Origin of the sequence: Pseudoduganella lurida, assembly GCF_007830455.1 — a bacterium.
GTDB lineage: Bacteria > Pseudomonadota > Gammaproteobacteria > Burkholderiales > Burkholderiaceae_D > Rugamonas > Rugamonas lurida.
Genome location: NZ_VLLB01000001.1, coordinates 401,300 through 417,422, shown reverse-complemented (window position 1 = coordinate 417,422; position 16,123 = coordinate 401,300). Strand labels below are relative to the sequence as shown.

The following is a 16,123-nucleotide window of genomic DNA, read 5'->3' as shown; positions in this document are numbered from 1 at the left end:
CCGCAGGCAGGCAATCGCTAGTGCGGGCGCCAATGATGCGGAGGTGCTGGCGGCGTGGAGGCGCACAGCGTAGGGCTGACGTCGTGTGTATTCAGGGCATTCGCGTCGGGCCGGAGCGCTTACGCTTGGCAGGCGGCTGGGCAGAGGTCGATGTCACCGGGCCGGTGCGTGTGACGCGAGTGGCCCGGACGCGGGTGCCGATCCAGTTCTCCACTTCGTGACGAATCCATGCGCGCGCCCGTCCGCCAACGGCAATCGGGGCAGGAAAGTCGCCTTGCTTGATCGCGAGGTAAACACTGCTGCGGGACATGCCGCAGATTGCCATGACGGCCGGCAGCTTCACCAGCGACAGCTCGGTGGTGCGGGGGATCGTGCGGCGCTCCTGGGTGGTGGACATGGCGGCCTCGCGCGGTTGGGAGAGGGCGGAATGGGTGAGCAGATGAACGGCATTGCTACGGACCAGGCTGGTAAATACAGTATGCGCGGTGAACGGGTCGGGTATATGCTGATCGGCTGAGGGTGCCGACTACATCAACTGGACGTATAGGGATCAGGACTTTACAAGTCTTTGCTGATCCAGCACATGGCGGGCACATCGGTAGGTCCGACACTGGCAGGATGGAGCCGAAACTGCCACTGCCGCTGAAAGTGCCTGCCGATGTTCGGCGCTGGGTGATCGACCAGGCCGGCAAGCGGCGCATGCCGGTCGGCACCTATGTGCTGGAACTGCTACGACGGGGCATCGTCGACGAGACGATCGAGCAAACCGTACGCCGTGCCGGTGCTGCGTTTTCGTCGGATGCAACCGCACGCGAGTTGCTTCGTCAGACCCTCATCGTTCGCTTTCAGCAGGAGGCCCTGCTACGAGGTGACAGCCACGACGGGGCGATCGCGGCGGCATTGCGACGTGCGGAGGACGAGCTCATAACGCTGTCGGTCCGCGAGGAATGACATGGGATTCCTGCGTCACGGCCGCCGGCAGGATCTCATACGTGGTGCGGAGATCGTCCGCCACGAATACGGCCTGTACGTGGCCGCGATGCGCTTCAGCGTCGCGATGGCATGCGTGGCGTTCATCGGTGTCATGGTCTTCTGCGCTTACCAGTTCCTGACGCCGCAACAGCGCGCCGTCCTCCTGGCGCGAACGTCCGCACACATCCACGTCTGGCGGGATGCCCCGACCACGCCGGTCCGCTTGCCCGTGTTGGGCGATCGCATGCGCCGGGTGGCGGCCGTTCCGTCGGCCACGTTGCTGGCGCTGACGGCACAAGAGGGCAGCCAGATCCGGTCGACATTGCTCGGTTGCGCGGCACTGGGCACGGTCGCCGCAGCGGCCGTACTGCTGGGCACCCACGCTGCCTGGCGCCGGCAGGGCCAGCGGGCTGCCGAAGACATCGTGATACGCGGTGCGGTGTTCGTGGAACCGTCTGTCGTGCGGAGGACGCTGGAGCGCGACGGGAAAGCCAGCGCCGTACGGTTCGCTGGCGTGCCCCTGGAGCGTGGTTGCGAGGTGTTGAACACGATGATCACCGGCACGGTCGGTACCGGCAAATCGGTGGCGATCGGTGAAGCGCTGTCCGGCGTGCGTTCGGGCGGTCAGAAAGTGATCGTGTTCGATCCCACCGGCGAATACGTCGAGCGCTTCTACCGGGAAGGGCGCGACGTCATCCTCAATCCTTTCGACCAGCGCAGCCCACGTTGGACACCGTGGAACGAGGTGCGCCGGCCCTACGACTTCGGCAACGTCGCCGAGGGTTTTCTGCCCGTGATGAACCAGAAGGAGCCCTTCTGGGAAATGGGCGCGCAGATCGTGCTCGAGGACGTGATGAGCCGTTTGGCCAGGCAGGGCAAGGCCACCAACCGTGCGCTGGTCGAGGCGATCAACATCATGAGTCTCGAGGAGATCCAGGACCTCGTGAAAAAGCTGCCAGCGTCCGTTTACATGGACCCGGAAGCGGCGCGCACGGCGCTGAGCATCCGCATGAACGTCGTGCGTGCCGGCAAGGCGGTGCGGTTCCTGGAAGACGGTGCGGCCTCATCGCAATTCTCGATTCGGGACTGGGTGACGGACGCGAAGCAGGACAGCTGGCTGTTCCTGTCGGCCCGCGAGGACATGCTCGTGACGATGCGCCCGCTCATCACGGCATGGATGGATATCGCCCTGCGCGCCGTCATGAGCCTGCCGCCCAGCATCGAGCGCGTGATCTGGAACGTCATCGACGAGCTCAGTGCGCTGGACCGGATTCCCTGCCTGCAGCAGGTTGCGACACGGGGCCGGAAGTATGGCGTCGCATCGATCATCGGCTACCAGAACTTCGCCCAGCTCAAGCGCGTCTATGGCAGCGACGATGCGCAGACCATTGCGTCGACCTGCCAGAACGTGCTGACCTTGCGCGTGCCGGATTTCGCCACGGCCGAGCATGTGGCGAAGAGCTTGAGCACGCAGGAGGTGCTGGAAAAAAGCGAGAACCTCAGCTTCGGCAAGGACCCGACGCGCGATGGCGTGACCATTACGTCGCGTCGGACCACCCGCCAGTTGGTGTTGCCGGCCGAGATCCAAGGGCTGCCGAAATTTCACGGGTATCTGCGGCTCGCGGGGCGCAACGACGTGATGAAGGTGGCATTCGCTTACCAGGACTATCCGCGCATCGCGGCACCGTTCCTGGAACGTGAGATCGTCAGCTATGATCTCGATGAGTAACCTCAAGAGCGTGGCCAGCGCGGCCAGCTACTACGCCGACGACAACTACTACACCCAGGACCAGAACGCGGCGCGCTCCGCATGGCAGGGCGAAGGCGCAGCGGCCCTCGGCCTAGCCGGCGAGGTGGCGCCCGAACAGTTCGTCGCTGTCCTGAGCGGCCAAGTGGGCGACCAGGCGTTGGGCCGGATCATCGGGCGCGATGCCACCACTGGCGAGCTCGTGCGCGATCATCGTCCGGGCTACGATGTGACCCTGTCAGCCCCGAAATCGGTGTCTCTCCTGGCCGAGGTTGCGGACCGGAGTGAGGTGCGTGCAGCGCACGAGGCGGCGGTCGACAAGGTCCTGGCCTATATCGAGAAGAACCTGACCGCGATGCGCGTCACGGAGGCTGGCCAGACCCGCGAAGAACAGACGGGCAAGCTGGTGGTGGCGCGCTTTCATCATACCGTGAGTCGTGCGCTGGATCCGCAGACCCACACCCACCTCGTGATCGCCAACGCGACGATGGGCGGCGACGGTGTCTGGCGTTCGCTGGACAACTCCTCTCTGTATCGATCGCAGAAGCTGCTGGGGGCCATCTACGACAGTGAACTGGCCGCGAACCTGCGAGCGCTCGGCTATCGCATCGAGGCAGGGCCCAAGGGCAGCTGGGAAATTGCTGGATTCTCCCGCGAGCAGATCGAGCACTTCAGCCAGCGGGCGCGGGCGATCGAGGATCGGCTCGAGCGGTTCGGGCTGACACGTGACACAGCGACCGCGGCGCAGCGCGAGGATGCCGCATTGCGTACCCGTCCTGCGAAACCGGCGTTTTCCCACGAGACGTTGCGTGATGAATGGCTGGAGCGGGCCAGTGGCATCGGTATCGACTTCAATCGCATCGAGGTGCAGCGCGAAATGCAGGCGCGACATCCGATCGATCCGGCCTATTCTGTGGACATGGCGGCAGCGTCCGTGGCGTTCGCTCTCGAACACATCTCGGAGCGGGAGAGCGTCATGTCGGACGCGCACCTGACGCGGACAGCACTGGCGCATGCGGCGCACGTCGCGCCTTGGGCGGGCGTCACCCTGGACCGCGTGCAAGAGGCTGTTGTTGCGGCGCTCGATCGTGGGCAGGCATTGCGCACCGCACCGGGCGACATCACGACGCCTGTCGCGATGGATCGTGAGAGACACATGCTGTCCTTGGCGGATCGCGGCAAGAGCGCGGTGGAGCCCATCGCCCGTGCCGAGGCCGTGGCAGCAGCGATCGACAGGTTCGAATTGAAGAAGTCGATCGAGATCGGCCAGGCATTTGCATTGACGGCTGGGCAGGAGGACGCTGCCGTGCTGGCCCTGACGAGCGCTGACCGCATCGTTGCGTTGCAGGGCTATGCCGGCACCGGCAAGACGACCATGCTGCAGATGGTGAACGAGGTTGCTAGAGAAAGCGGATATGAGGTGCTGGGCGTGTCGCCGAGCGCCGAGGGGGCACGTACGCTGGAAGAGGAGAGCGGCATCCGCAGCAGCACCGTGGCAGCATTCCAGCTCGCGCTTGTGCAGGAACAGCGCATTGCCAACAAGCCGCACCCCCTGGACATCACCGGCGCAATCGATCTGGCTGGCAGTGATATCAGGACCATCCGCATTCAGCTGCCGAATGCGCCGGATGGGCGCAGCAAAGCGCCCGCGCAGACGCGCAATCTCCAGTTATGGGTCTTGGATGAGGCCTCGTTGGCTGGCCAGCGACAGGTGTCGGAGTTGATGGAGGCCGCCGACCGCACCGGTGCGCGGTTGATCCTGGTCGGTGATCGGCTGCAGCTGAACGCTGTGGAATCGGGCAAGCCGTTTGAACTGCTGCTCAAGCATGGCGTCGCGCAGACAGAGATGACGAGCATCAGCAGGCAGCAGGTCCAGGACCTGCGCGACGCGGTGGCAGCCGCCGTGGAACGCGACAACGTCACCGCGTTGGGTCATTTGCAATCTCGTATCGTCGATATGCCCAGCAAGCCGGCGTTGTTCGAGCAGATCGTGGCGGATCTCGTTGGCCTGTCGGGCGAGGCACGGGCCAACAGCCTGCTCCTCGTGCCATTGAACAAGGACCGCGAGGTCATCAATAAGATGGTGCGGGGGGAACTGCAGAACCAGGGCATCATCGCCAGTAGTGAGAAGTCGTTTGCGACGCTCGTACGTGTCGACCATACGGAAGCACAGCGGCGCTTCTCGGCCTATTTCGAGCCCGGGATGGTACTACGCTTCAACCGTGACTACCGGCAGATGGGCGTCCAGCGGGGCGACTATGTCACTGTCCGGAGTATCGATTCTGCGTCTCAGACCGCGATCGTGTTGACGCCCAACGGCAGGTCGGTAAAGTGGCACGCGGACCAGCAGGTGAGGGTCGAAAGTTATACTGCGCAAGAGCGGAACATCGGCGTGGGTGACGAAATCCGGTTTACCCGAAACAACAAGGAGCTCGACGTGCAGAATGGCACACCAGGGACGGTGACCGGCTTTGATGGTGACCGTATGGTGGTCGCCGTGGGAACGCGCTCCGTCACGCTCGATCCAGCGCAGAGAAGCCACAGTCATTGGGACTATGCTTATGCGATGACGGTCTACGCTGCACAAGGCAGGACGACGGGCAGGGCGAATTTCCTCATCACGCGTGATAGTCGCGGCGCAATGGGGGAGCGCAGCTTTTACGTCGGGATTACCCGACCGCGTACCGACTTGCGCATCTACACGGACTCCACTGAAAGAACGATCAAACTGATTCAACAGGTGCAGGCGAAGAGCAGTGCGCTGGAGGGCATGGCGCCGGCCGCAGAGCGCTCGGGTGCCAAGGGGCAGGGCAGAGGACACGGAAGGAGCGATGGAATGGAAATGTAGGGAACTTCTGTCGATCTCTATTGTCTACAGAGGCAGAAGTGTAGGCCCAATTAGGGGGGGGAATGGTCACGAAGAGAGTAATTGATCATAATGAGGTGGCTATCGCTGCACAAGCGATCTTGGATAATGAGCCGCGCCATAGGGATGGCCGGTTGTATCGCCTCGCCGAGTGCTGGAGAAACGCGGGCTGCCGATACAGCCGAGACGACTATGACCGAAACCCAGTTATAGACTCATCCTCGCCGCGATGGTCCATATATAACAGTATTTTCGATAATTGGCACAAGTAGGATCACAGCTCATTTCTTGACGTCGCGGGGATCCGATCGGTTATCCGGTCCGTACAATCGTTCATGCAGTTTGTCCTGGTGGTCTGCGGCAGAGCCTGGCTTCGGCTTGTCATCTGGTCGGCGGTCTTTCCCGGTTAGCGCGCCACGCTGCAGCAAGGCTTTACTGGCATCCTTTCCTTCGCGGACCCGGCGGGCGACCTGTGATCCCTCTGCCTCACTCCGGGCACGCGCTTCCTCAAGCGCTTTAGCCACCGCGCTCGCCACCTTCGATTCGATTTGGTCGACGTCCTTGAAACCACGGCGGCGGATTGCCGCCTGATTGGCCTCGTGTCTGCTCTCGACATCCGATGCCAGCGTTCCGTATCGCTTGTACTCGCTCGCTATCGTCCTTCCTTGCAAGTGCGTGTCGGCCTCCTGCACGTCGCTCAACTCATTGCTCACCCGCGGCAGGATTGGCATGACGTCGAAGTTTGTCTCGGCCAGATACCCGGCCGCAAGTTTGGCTGCCAGTTCCGGATTCGACTGATACAACTGGTTGAACAGCTCGAGGCGATTGTCCTGTTGCAATCGTGAAGCCAGATAGCCTTCGTAATTCATCGATGAGTGCAGCCAGTTGTCAGTGACAACGTTCGCCTGTCGTGATAACGAGAACGCCTCCGACTTGGCGCGCTCGGCGTTTTCGGTGTGCTCCTTCGACTTGGTCAGCGCCGCCTCCGAAGAGCTGATGGATTGAAGATTCAGTTGCGATCCCCACTGGAAGGCTTCGCTGTGACGGAAGTCATCGCTGAGCGCTTCGTCGACAGTAATGCCGCGCGATTTCAGCCTGTCCTCGGCAAATGAAGTGGCGGCGTCCAATGCCTCTCGATTACCCGCTTCCCGGAGGGTGTTGCTGTCGGCTCCGACTCGAGCCTCAAACAACTTACCGATGCCGCCCTTCACCCCTACGCCAGTAACAATCGAACCGACGATTTTTCGTCCGATTTCCGACCCGCTGGTCAGGCCGAGGCGTTCGTTCACAGTTTCCGCTATCTGGTTCAGTTCCGCCAACGTCGAAGTTGCCTTGCTTGCCTTGCCCGTTTCGTCCGAATGCGTATCGCCGTGCTGTTCGCTGTAGGCCTTCTGCAGAGTCATCCTGTCGGCAAGCGCGGCAGAGCGCTGCTCGCTTGCGGCGATCGTTTCTCGCTTCGACACTTCTTCTCGCCCGGAAGCTTCCTGGTGCAGCGCATTGCCGATCTTTTGGCCAAAGTTGGCAGTGAAACCCAGTGAACTCTGGTTGCCCTGGAAACGGAACACGCCTTGCGGGCCCATGATGGCGCTGCCGGCCGCTGTCGTGTGGCGGGCAAAGCCCGACGTGATGGAGGGCGCGACGTCGTAGTGGTGCGCACTGACCGTGTTGGCGCTGGTGGTGTCGACGCTGACATTGCCCTGGCTGATGTTGCCTGCGGCGAGGCTGGTGGCCGCCGATGCGGCAGCGCCGCCGGCCGGGGCACCGATGGCACTGAACAGGGCGGCGCCACCCACTTCGCCACTCTTGACCAGTGCCCAGGCGATCATTGGCAGCAGCACGGTGAGGTAGCCGGCTATTGCCATGTCGGACAGGCCCTGCTGGCTCAGCTGTGCGATGTTCTGCAGGTTGACGGCAGGCTCGGTGTCCGCGGACGTGGCGATCCCGACCAGGGACGGGCGGCCGGCGCGCATCATGACGAAATTGAGAATCGCGTACAGGGGTGGAATCAGCTGCACCCAGACGATCGACATTGCGTAGAACTTCAGGATCTTGCCCGCATGGTCGACGGCCAGGATCATCAAGCAGATCACGATCGGGAACACGAAGTAGCAGACGATCTCGATGACGCTGCGGATGCGTGGCGTGGCGCGTTCGGCCACCCGCGCCATGGCCATGTACTGCAGGTTGGCCGTCATCTCCGCCTGCGCCTGCGTCGCACCGACGATGGCGGCGCTGCTGGAATCGAGCCGCTGGGCCGCGATCATCTGGGAGTCCCGCACGGCATTGAGTACCATGTTCTGCCGCAGCGACGTCGACGCGGTCGCCGCGATGCCGGTCAGCTCCGCGTATGACGCGGTGATCTGCGAGTCCAGCAGGGCGGCGGCCGCGGCATTGTTGATGGTCGACGGGTTGAGGATGCGGCCGCGGGTCTTGAGCACTGCCCGTATTTCATCGTTCCAGCGCTGCGACAAGAGTGCATACGCATCCGTGCAGACCATCGATCCGGACGGCGCACCGGCAATCGGCGTGCGCAGAGCACTGGAAGTGGCGGCCATGACCGTCCAGATGTCACCGCTGGTGGCGAGCGCGTCGGCGGCGATGCGGCCGCTGAGAATGTCGTAGTAGGTGCAGTTGTTGACGAAGCGCGTCAGATCGTCGCGGAACACCGGCGAGACGGGGGCAGCCTGCAGTGTGTCGACCAGTACCGTGTTGCCGAACATGAGGCCGTGCCGCTGGAACTTCAGGTCATCGGGCAGCGCCGACAGGGCCTCGAAGGCGCGCGTCAAGGTATCGCCCACGCGCGAGCTCATGGCGGCCAGCATGCCGAGCACCATCGGCACGTTGGCGACGACGACGGGTGGCTGCGTGCCGGTACGATCGAGAACGGTCACCGGTCCTTTCGGCATCAGCAGGGCAAACTGGATGAACGAGACCATCACGATCCAGCGCAGGAATTCGGTCGGCTCCTGGTCGCGCCGCAGGGCCAGGCCGATCAGCAGCGTGAGTCCGCCGACCAGCGCCACGGTGCGCAACATGTCGCGCATGGTGCCGCTGGACGTCAGCGCCGCCACCGCATTGAATTGCTCGGCCAGTTCGCCGGCATTGAAGTAGGCCAGAACGGTGAGACTATCCATGCTAGCGGCCTCCCGCCGCGAAGCGCAGGTTGCCGGCCAGGTTGGCAGGCAGGTTCGCCATCAGCGTGCGTTCCATGTACAGGATCTCGTCGGCGATGTGGTTCACCGATTCGGCCTTGGCGTACGCGGTGCGCAGCTCCTCCCGCGCGTCGGCCTTGACCCGATCGACGGTCGCGATCATGCGACGCAGATCGTCCTGCGCCACCGCGGGGACAGCAGCCGTCGCCTGGGCATACGCCTGGCGCAGGGTGTACGTCGCCTGCACGATGTATTGGTAGGCATATTCCGCGGCGATCAGGTCGGCGTACTTGCCGATCCAGACGTTGTCGAGGCCGACCGTCGGCATGGCGGTGGAGACGGCCAGCGCCTTGTACACCGGCAGCGCCGTGACGTTGATGAACGCGATTTCCTCGTCGGACAACCGGGCATTGGCACGGAATTTACCTGCGATGGCAAGCAGCGTCGCCTCGACCTTGCGCGCGAACGGCGTGACGGCCAGTTCGGCGTCGCCCAGGTCGAGGCATTCGTCCGGGCCGGTGCCGTCGCGGCAGGCGAAGACGGGCAGCTTGCCGTCCTCGTTGCCGCGAATGAACTGCGCCACCGTGATGGCCCTGGGCGGATGATACAGGGGCGCCTGGTCGGCCGCATTCGGGGGAATGACCACGGTGCCAGAGATGGCCATCAGGATCGTGCGGTCCTCGGCATCGAGGCCGGGTAGGCCGGACAACGCGCGCCAGCCGATATTGCCCGGTTGTGCAAAGGCTTTCTGGACCGGGTCCGTCAGCGATTGCACGGTCTCGTTCACCCTGGCGTTGTCGGCCTGCGTCTGCGCGCGCGCTTCGCTGTGGTCGGTGAAGCGGCCCGTGATCGGGCCGGCCACCTTGGCGAAATACTGGGCCGTGCGCTGCCAGTCGCCGGTGGTGCCGCGCGCCAGCGCTTCGCCGGCCTCGCAGGAGTTGATGTTGGTGGCATTCAGGTCCTGGGCCACCTGCTGCAGCTCCGTCAGCGTCTTGTTGATCTGCGGGCTGATGGAGTCCAGCGCCAGCTTGAACGCATAGGCCACCGCACTCGAGCCGATGTTCTTCATCAAGCTGACCAGCATGTCCTTCGAGATGAACGAGAACGAGCCGGCGTACAGGTCGATACCGCCGCAGCCCATGCGCAGGCTGGGCAACTGGGCCTGGACCAGGGGTGTCGTGCGTTGCGGCACGCGCATGAACAGGCTGCCGCCGCTGAGGACGTTCACCCCCTGGGCATCGTATGCGCCGGGTCCGGTGACGTTGCCATACATGCCGACGTCGTCGAACAGGCGCTGCATGCCGCCATCGCCGGCGGCGACCGGATTGGTCGCCAGTACGGCAAGGAGGAGATGGAAGATGCGGCCGAGCTTCAGACCAGGTTTGCGAACAGCACGGGGATAGGTCATGTCAGTACTCCTGGCCAGGAACGGTTTGGGTGAGAACGTGCACCCGGTTGACGATCTCTTCGAGCGACAGCACGCCGAAGCCGAGGGGCTGCAGCTGGCCGCTGCGCTTATCGGCGAGGTAGATGGCGGGCACCGCACCGATGGCCAGCCTGGTCGCCATGCCGTTATCGGCCCGTGCGTGCGGGAAGTCCGGCAGGGTGCCGCCGTCGAGGGAAACGGCGAAGACCTCCACGCCATAGGTTCGTTCATACAGCTTTAGGATCGGTGCCAGCTGGTGACAGTACGGGCAGTCCGACCGGAAGAAGAAGAACAGGCCATGGCTGGCAGCGAGCTGCGCGGATGCCGTCTGGCGCCGCTGCGTGCGCTCCGCATCGTAGGCAGTGAGCGCCATCGCATTGGTGGGCCGGCCGCGCAGGCTGTAGTCGAGATCGGGATGGGACCACACGGTGCGCCGGAACACGTCGGAGAAGCGGCTGGCCCGGTCCATCGCGAACTGCTGGACCTGCAGGTAGTCGCGTACGGCATCCACGCTCTGGGTCTCGACGGCCACGGACAGCATTCTCTCGATCTCGGCGCCGAGCTCGCGGTTCGTCATGGCGGCAAGGGGTTTGGGCGCCGGTGCCGGCGACGCGGCAGCCTTGGGCGGCGCGTACCAAAGGAAGCCGCGTTCGGGGTCCTGCCAGGTCGACTGGCTCCAGTAGCCGGGGCTATCCTGGGCGCCTGCCCATCCCGGCAGCAGTCCCAGCGTGATCCAGAATACGAGAAAAGGACTGGATGGCTTGGTGGGCATGATGGCCTCTCTGATGGGGTAGTGAGGGGGTAGTGCGGGGGTAGTGCGGGGGTAGTGCGTGTTCGCGTGTGGGCCCGGTTGCCGGTGCACGCCACGTGCCGCGGCTTGATGTCACCATCGGTCATCGACCGAAATAGGATTGCGGGGTCGCGGCGGGATGGCGGGCTGGCAGCTGCGGCTTGATGTCGTCGTAGACCTCGCTGAAGTCCACGCGCGACAGGTCCAGGGTCTGGAACTGTTCTGGCGTGATGCCGCCGCAGTGCGGGCGCTCTGCGCTGCCCCACGACGTGCCGGACAGCTGGCTGCGGGCGGCCTCCGCGATCAGGCGGGCGATCTTGCTGTTGAAGCAGCAGTGCGTTTCCTTGCGTTCCACACACAGGCTGGCGAATCCCAGGCGGATCTTGCGCGAGCAGTAGTCGCCGACGTAGTGACACAGTGCCTTGCGCCGGCGGATCGCCGTGCGGGCTTCCTCGTCGCTACAGCCCGCCATGTCGCTCATGACGTCGCGGGTGGTGTGTTCCAGATAGCGGTCGGGGTTCGTGGCCGAGGAGAGGGAAGAAGGCATGCCGGGACCGGACAGCACATCGTAGGCGTGGTCGCTGCCCCCTTCGACGGCGCGGTTGTTCAGGTCGGGCATGTCGCGGAACGAGCCTTTGCAGCAGTTCTGCAGCACCGTCTTGCTGCAGCGGCGCTCCTCGCCGCGAAACAGCCGCAGGGAGTCCTGATCCAGGTAGACGCCGGCTTCGCGGCCCGCTTCCATCATGGCCACCGCCTGCCGGAAATCGCCGTCGGGTGGCGTGCCCGTGTCGAAGCAGTTGCCGTCGATGCAGTACTGCTGGCCGCTGCAGTCGGACACCGTGCTTGCCTGTCCGCCGCCGGCCTGGCAGGCGTACTCATGCTGCTCGGTCAGGCAGACCGGCTGGCCGCCGACGGTCGCCGACTGGCTGCAGTGCACGGCGCCTTCGCGGCAGCCCTGCGCGCGCAACACGCCGCAACCGTCCGTGATGGCGGGTTCGATACAGCCGTATTCGGTGGTGCGCTGCCAGCACGGCCGGCTGATCGCCATGCCATCGATGGTGGCCGTGCGCGGTCCGTCGTTGCACGTCGTCGCCACCGGCGCACAGACGCGCCCGGCGGCGTGGGCATGCTGGCGCAAGCCGATGACCAGCAGAAGGAGTGGCATGAGCAGGAGCGGGCGGATACGCATGGTGGTCTCCTCGTGATGCGGGGCTTAGTGCGTGATGGGACCCAGGTCGCCATCGATTGCGGCGCAGTCCGTGTCGTCCCAGCGGTCCTCGAATACCGGCACCTCGGCCAGCCCTGTGTAAACGCCATCGCCTTGGAAACAGTTGGTCGCCGTCCGTGGCATCGTCGTGCAGGACTGCTCGGTCCTGGGCGGATCCACGATGGCGGGCGATGGCGGGCGGGTGCACGCGCTGGCGTCGAATCCATGCAGGGTCTCGGCGCCCGGGCAATCCTTGTGGAAGACGAGCGTCTCGCTGCCCTCCCCATGCCCCCGTTCGGCGCAGGTGGCCGTCGCGACGCGGTAGCTGGTGCTCGGGGGCAGCGGCAGCTGGTCGCCGCGGACCGTGCCCGATGCACAGCGCGCGTAGCGCGGTTCCGCGCCGGGTTGACGGGCGAACGTGGCCCATGCATACGTGACGACCAGCCGACGCTGGCAGCGGCCTTCGGTGACGGCGTGGCCGATCTCGCACCGTTCGACGCTCTGGCGGATCGGGGTGGTCGTCGTGCGATCGACGCACGCGGTGTAGCTGCCACTCAGGCCCGGCGCGTCGGCGGTGAAGGCCCGGGGGGCTTGCCGCACGACGTCGGCACGTGTCACGGCGGGTTCGTGCGGATCGATGCTTGTCCGGGGCCGCTCGTCGGGGTTGCGGCGCAGATAGTTGATGGCGGCGCATTCGCGGGCGTCGTCGGTACGTGTGTCGCCCGTTGCGCTCCGTACCGCACGGGCGCACTGGATTGCCTTGGCGGCGGCGGCGTCGCCCAGGGGCGTACCGAACAGGCCGCCCAGTGTCTGCTCGTCGCCCGCATCGCGGCCGGGAACCTGCGCGGCGCTGCGCGTGTCGATGCCGGCGGCAATGGCCGCATTGGCAGGGCGGTAGGCCTTGCCATCGACATAGGCGTCACGCGTCGACTGCTGTGCGACCGAGTCGCCCGCGACCATCGTGCACAACAGCGCGGCCAGAAATGTCACCTTGTCCGGTGCGATCATGGCTGCTCCTTCAGGCGCCCGAGCAGGGCCTTCGCGGACTGCGCGGGCACATCGTCGCCACGCGCCATCCGCTCCAGTGCGTAGTCCAGCGTGACGTCACCCATCACGATCCGGTGCTCGGGGCGTTGCGTGCACGTGCCGCCACAGGGCGGCGTGCTGGCGGCGAGCGCGAAGGCGGGGACCTGGGTGATCGCGAGCTGGCGGAACGCCCGCGGGTCGATCTCGAAGCGCGACCCGGGCGCGGCCTGGATGATGTCGGCGAGCCGGCTGGCCGTCCTGGCCAGCGAGTGGTCGACCAGGCCCCGCAGGACCAGCGGCACGTCGAGACGGGCGGCCTGAGCGGCCAGTTTAACCAGCGAGGCTGTCGGCATCGACAGCGAGACGAACACGTAGAGTCGTTGCGGTGCCGCGGGTGCCTGGGCACCTGCCTGTTCCGCGTAGCGTTGCGCCAGCGCTGCCGGATCGCGGTCAGCGGTACTTGCCATGCGCCCGGCCCGGTCCAGGATCTCTGCCGTGCTGGCCCGCGAGGCAGCTGCAATGGCGGCGTCGTTCGCAGGAATGCCTGGCACGGACGTCGTCTGCGCCGATGCGCTGGCCCCATTGGCACCGATGGCCAGCGCCAGGAGCAGGCCGTGGGCCCGCACCCGGACGCGGCCACGGTTGCAGGGCAGCGGGGACCGTTGCGGCGACAGCCGCGGAGACCGTTGCGGATGCAGCGGGGGTGTCTGCGTGTTCATCGTTGGGCTCCCACCAGGCGTTCGCAGCAGTTGCGCTTGCGGTACAGCATGTAGACAAAATCCTCGCCGTCGATGGGGTACTCCTTGCCCGCGCTCCACAGCGCCGTGGTGCGGCCCAGCGGCTGGCAGCAGCGGCCGTCGGCGCCGCGGCCCTGGGTGGATGGATACAGCATCGAGTACTTGTAGATGCGCCGGTCGAGGATCGGCATCGGGTACATGCCGCACCAGCCGGGGATGCCGTTGCCGGCGAAGGCCAGGAATTCCCGGTGCAGCTTCATGGCGAAGCGTTGCAGGATGAGGGAGGACGCCTGCACGCCGCTGACGTGGGCCTGCACGTGGCCGTTCAGCGGGTACATGCCGCCCTGGCAGCCGGCGCACCACTGCATCGCGGCGATCGGGAACCCGGTCGTGGCGGCCGCGCAGTCGCCTGCACAGGCGGCCTGGGCGGCCGGCGAGGCGAACAGGATGGCTTCCGGCGACAGGATGGCGGACAGTTCGTCGTCGTTCCACGCCGCGTCCAGTTCCGTGACATAGGCCAGATCGAAGCCGCGCTGTTCCAGGCAGCTGGTTTCCGACAGCACTTCCAGCCAATACAGCACGGGGTTGATGTACCAGTGCGCCTGGTAGAACGAATTATTCGATGCGCGACGGCCCTTCAGGCCCGCACCGACGGCGGCCACGGGGGCGCTGGCACCGTTCATCGTCATGCCGCCCAGCGACGGGAAGCACCATGGCGTGCGCACGACATCGACCTGCCGGGCCGGCTCCCAGAACCCGATGCTGATGCCCAGCTTGCCCCACGGCGGGGGCGGCCCGCACAGGCAGATGGGCGAGCCCGTGTTCTCGATGTCTTCCTGGCCCATCTTCGCGACCGTGCTGCTGCCGATGGACAGGGGAAAGATGCACGACCAGCAGATGTCCGTGACGGGATTCATGGTGCGGCCAGGGCAGGGCTGGGTGGGAGCTTGCGCGAGGGCGAGCGTCGGCAGGGCGAGGCACAGCGTGGCGGCGAGGCACCTATAGAGCGATTTCATCGATTCTCAGCCTTGGCCCATCCTGGGCGACGATGGCGGGGACCTGGCGGATGCCAAGCCGTTGCACGAGGGTGCCGTTCTGGTCGAAGTACACGGGGACCTGCCAGCGTTCCATCAGCTCGAACGGACTGCCGGCGACGAGCACGGGACGGGGCGCGCCGTCGCGACCGTCAATGAACTTGCGCGCGAACGCCACCTGGTCCGGGTCGCGCGCGTCGAGGAAAATCAGCGGACGCGCCAGCCGCACGGTGTCGAGCGGATTGATGCGGCTGCCCCTGGCCACCAGTACGCGGCCGGACACGTCGACGTGGTCCGTCTGCGCCGTCACCGACGGGTCGACATGGCGGGTGCGGCTGGACGTTGCCTTGGCGATGTCCGTCACAGGGTCGGGATGGCGTAGGGCCTTGTGCGCACGCTCCCTGGCGCTGCGCATCGCGATGGCAATGCTGCCGTCGGCCTGTTTTTGTGCGAGGCGCTGGTCGATCCAGGCCAGCATGTCTTCCTCGCCGATCGGATACACGGGCCCGATGACCAGTGGCGCCGCCATCGTCAGCGCGGCGGCGGGCGGGGCGACGGTCCGGGCGACGGCCACGGCGGGCACAGTGGGCGCGACAAACGCAGCGCCAGTGAGCACGGCGAGTGCCGCCAGGCCCAGTCGGTCAGAACAGTTCATAGGCCCTCCCCACGATGCGTTCCGGGCCGACCAGTCCGGTGATGCGGTAACGGCTGTCGAGGCTGTCCGGATGGGGCGCACCGACGTACAGGTAGCCGCAGGGGATGATGCCCGGCGCGATCGGTTCCAGCGGGATGCCCTGGCGGCTGGCGGGTTTGGCGGTGCCTTGCGGGCGCCCATCCACGAACACCTGGCGCCCCACGCGGGTGACGCACTGGCCCGGGACACCACGCACCTGCTTGATGAACAGTCGCTCGGGCCGGTAGAAGGCGTTGCGCTGCCAGGTAAAGGCCACCAGCTGGCCAACCCGGGTGGGCGGCATGTCCAGTTCGATCAGGTAGACGTGGCCGGGCAGGCTGCCTGACACGTTGACACCGATGCGGTAGTGCAGGTAGCTCCAGACCGCCAGTGCGCCGACCACCAGATAGCCGGACCACTGGCGGACGAGGTGCCGCAGCAGGCCACGCGCGACGAAGGCCAGCCGGGAGAGGAATTGGGATGCCATGACCAC

At 65.5% G+C, this 16,123-nt stretch carries 13 protein-coding genes; 3 read left to right on the top strand and 10 right to left on the bottom strand.

Annotated features, from left to right (window positions below; translation table 11 throughout):
* Positions 1–91: 91 nt before the first annotated feature.
* Positions 92–397: a helix-turn-helix transcriptional regulator gene (locus tag IP91_RS01875; protein WP_145647072.1), complete on the bottom strand. Its 306-nt coding sequence runs from the start codon at positions 395–397 to the stop codon at positions 92–94.
* Positions 398–618: 221 nt separating this feature from the next.
* On the opposite strand from IP91_RS01875, the gene IP91_RS01870 reads away from it, so the two are divergent.
* Genes IP91_RS01870 through mobF form a run of 3 tightly spaced genes read left to right on the top strand, consistent with a single transcriptional unit; the run spans position 619 to position 5,567 of the window.
* Positions 619–951 carry a hypothetical protein gene (locus tag IP91_RS01870; protein WP_145647071.1) on the top strand — a complete coding sequence of 111 codons (333 nt, stop codon included), beginning with the start codon at positions 619–621 and terminating at the stop codon, positions 949–951.
* A 1-nt stretch (position 952) separates the two neighbouring features.
* On the top strand, positions 953–2,701 hold the full coding sequence (locus IP91_RS01865) for a type IV secretion system DNA-binding domain-containing protein (RefSeq protein ID WP_145647070.1): 1,749 nt from the start codon (positions 953–955) through the stop codon (positions 2,699–2,701).
* On the top strand, positions 2,694–5,567 hold the full coding sequence (gene mobF / locus IP91_RS01860) for a MobF family relaxase (protein ID WP_158643060.1): 2,874 nt from the start codon (positions 2,694–2,696) through the stop codon (positions 5,565–5,567). The genes IP91_RS01865 and mobF overlap by 8 nt, the downstream gene beginning before the upstream one ends.
* Before the next feature lie 299 nt (positions 5,568–5,866).
* On the opposite strand, the gene IP91_RS01855 is transcribed toward mobF, so the two are convergent.
* From IP91_RS01855 to IP91_RS01815, 9 genes are all read right to left on the bottom strand, one after another.
* Positions 5,867–8,719, bottom strand: a complete 2,853-nt coding sequence (locus tag IP91_RS01855; protein WP_145647068.1) for a conjugal transfer protein TraG N-terminal domain-containing protein — start codon at positions 8,717–8,719, stop codon at positions 5,867–5,869.
* A gap of 1 nt (position 8,720) precedes the next feature.
* Complete coding sequence (locus IP91_RS01850) at positions 8,721–10,145, bottom strand: conjugal transfer protein TraH (RefSeq protein WP_145647067.1); 1,425 nt, start codon at positions 10,143–10,145, stop codon at positions 8,721–8,723.
* A 1-nt stretch (position 10,146) separates the two neighbouring features.
* Positions 10,147–10,935 (bottom strand): conjugal transfer protein TraF, encoded by a 789-nt coding sequence (locus IP91_RS01845; RefSeq protein WP_145647066.1) that lies wholly within the window; start codon positions 10,933–10,935, stop codon positions 10,147–10,149.
* Positions 10,936–11,056: 121 nt separating this feature from the next.
* A complete protein-coding gene (locus IP91_RS01840; RefSeq protein ID WP_145647065.1) occupies positions 11,057–12,142 on the bottom strand; it encodes a conjugal transfer protein TraN in 1,086 nt (361 codons plus the stop codon).
* A 24-nt stretch (positions 12,143–12,166) separates the two neighbouring features.
* On the bottom strand, positions 12,167–13,168 hold the full coding sequence (locus IP91_RS01835; RefSeq protein WP_145647064.1) for a hypothetical protein: 1,002 nt from the start codon (positions 13,166–13,168) through the stop codon (positions 12,167–12,169).
* Positions 13,165–13,905: a type-F conjugative transfer system pilin assembly protein TrbC gene (gene trbC / locus IP91_RS01830; RefSeq protein ID WP_145647063.1), complete on the bottom strand. Its 741-nt coding sequence runs from the start codon at positions 13,903–13,905 to the stop codon at positions 13,165–13,167. The genes IP91_RS01835 and trbC overlap by 4 nt, the downstream gene beginning before the upstream one ends.
* Positions 13,902–14,939 (bottom strand): conjugal transfer pilus assembly protein TraU, encoded by a 1,038-nt coding sequence (traU, locus tag IP91_RS01825; RefSeq protein ID WP_145647062.1) that lies wholly within the window; start codon positions 14,937–14,939, stop codon positions 13,902–13,904. Before traU ends, trbC begins: the two co-directional genes overlap by 4 nt.
* The gene (gene traW, locus IP91_RS01820) at positions 14,923–15,612 is read right to left on the bottom strand and encodes a type-F conjugative transfer system protein TraW (protein ID WP_145647061.1); all 690 of its coding nucleotides are present in this window, start codon (positions 15,610–15,612) and stop codon (positions 14,923–14,925) included. Before traW ends, traU begins: the two co-directional genes overlap by 17 nt.
* Positions 15,599–16,117 carry a S26 family signal peptidase gene (locus IP91_RS01815; protein WP_145647060.1) on the bottom strand — a complete coding sequence of 173 codons (519 nt, stop codon included), beginning with the start codon at positions 16,115–16,117 and terminating at the stop codon, positions 15,599–15,601. Before IP91_RS01815 ends, traW begins: the two co-directional genes overlap by 14 nt.
* Positions 16,118–16,123 lie beyond the last annotated feature (6 nt).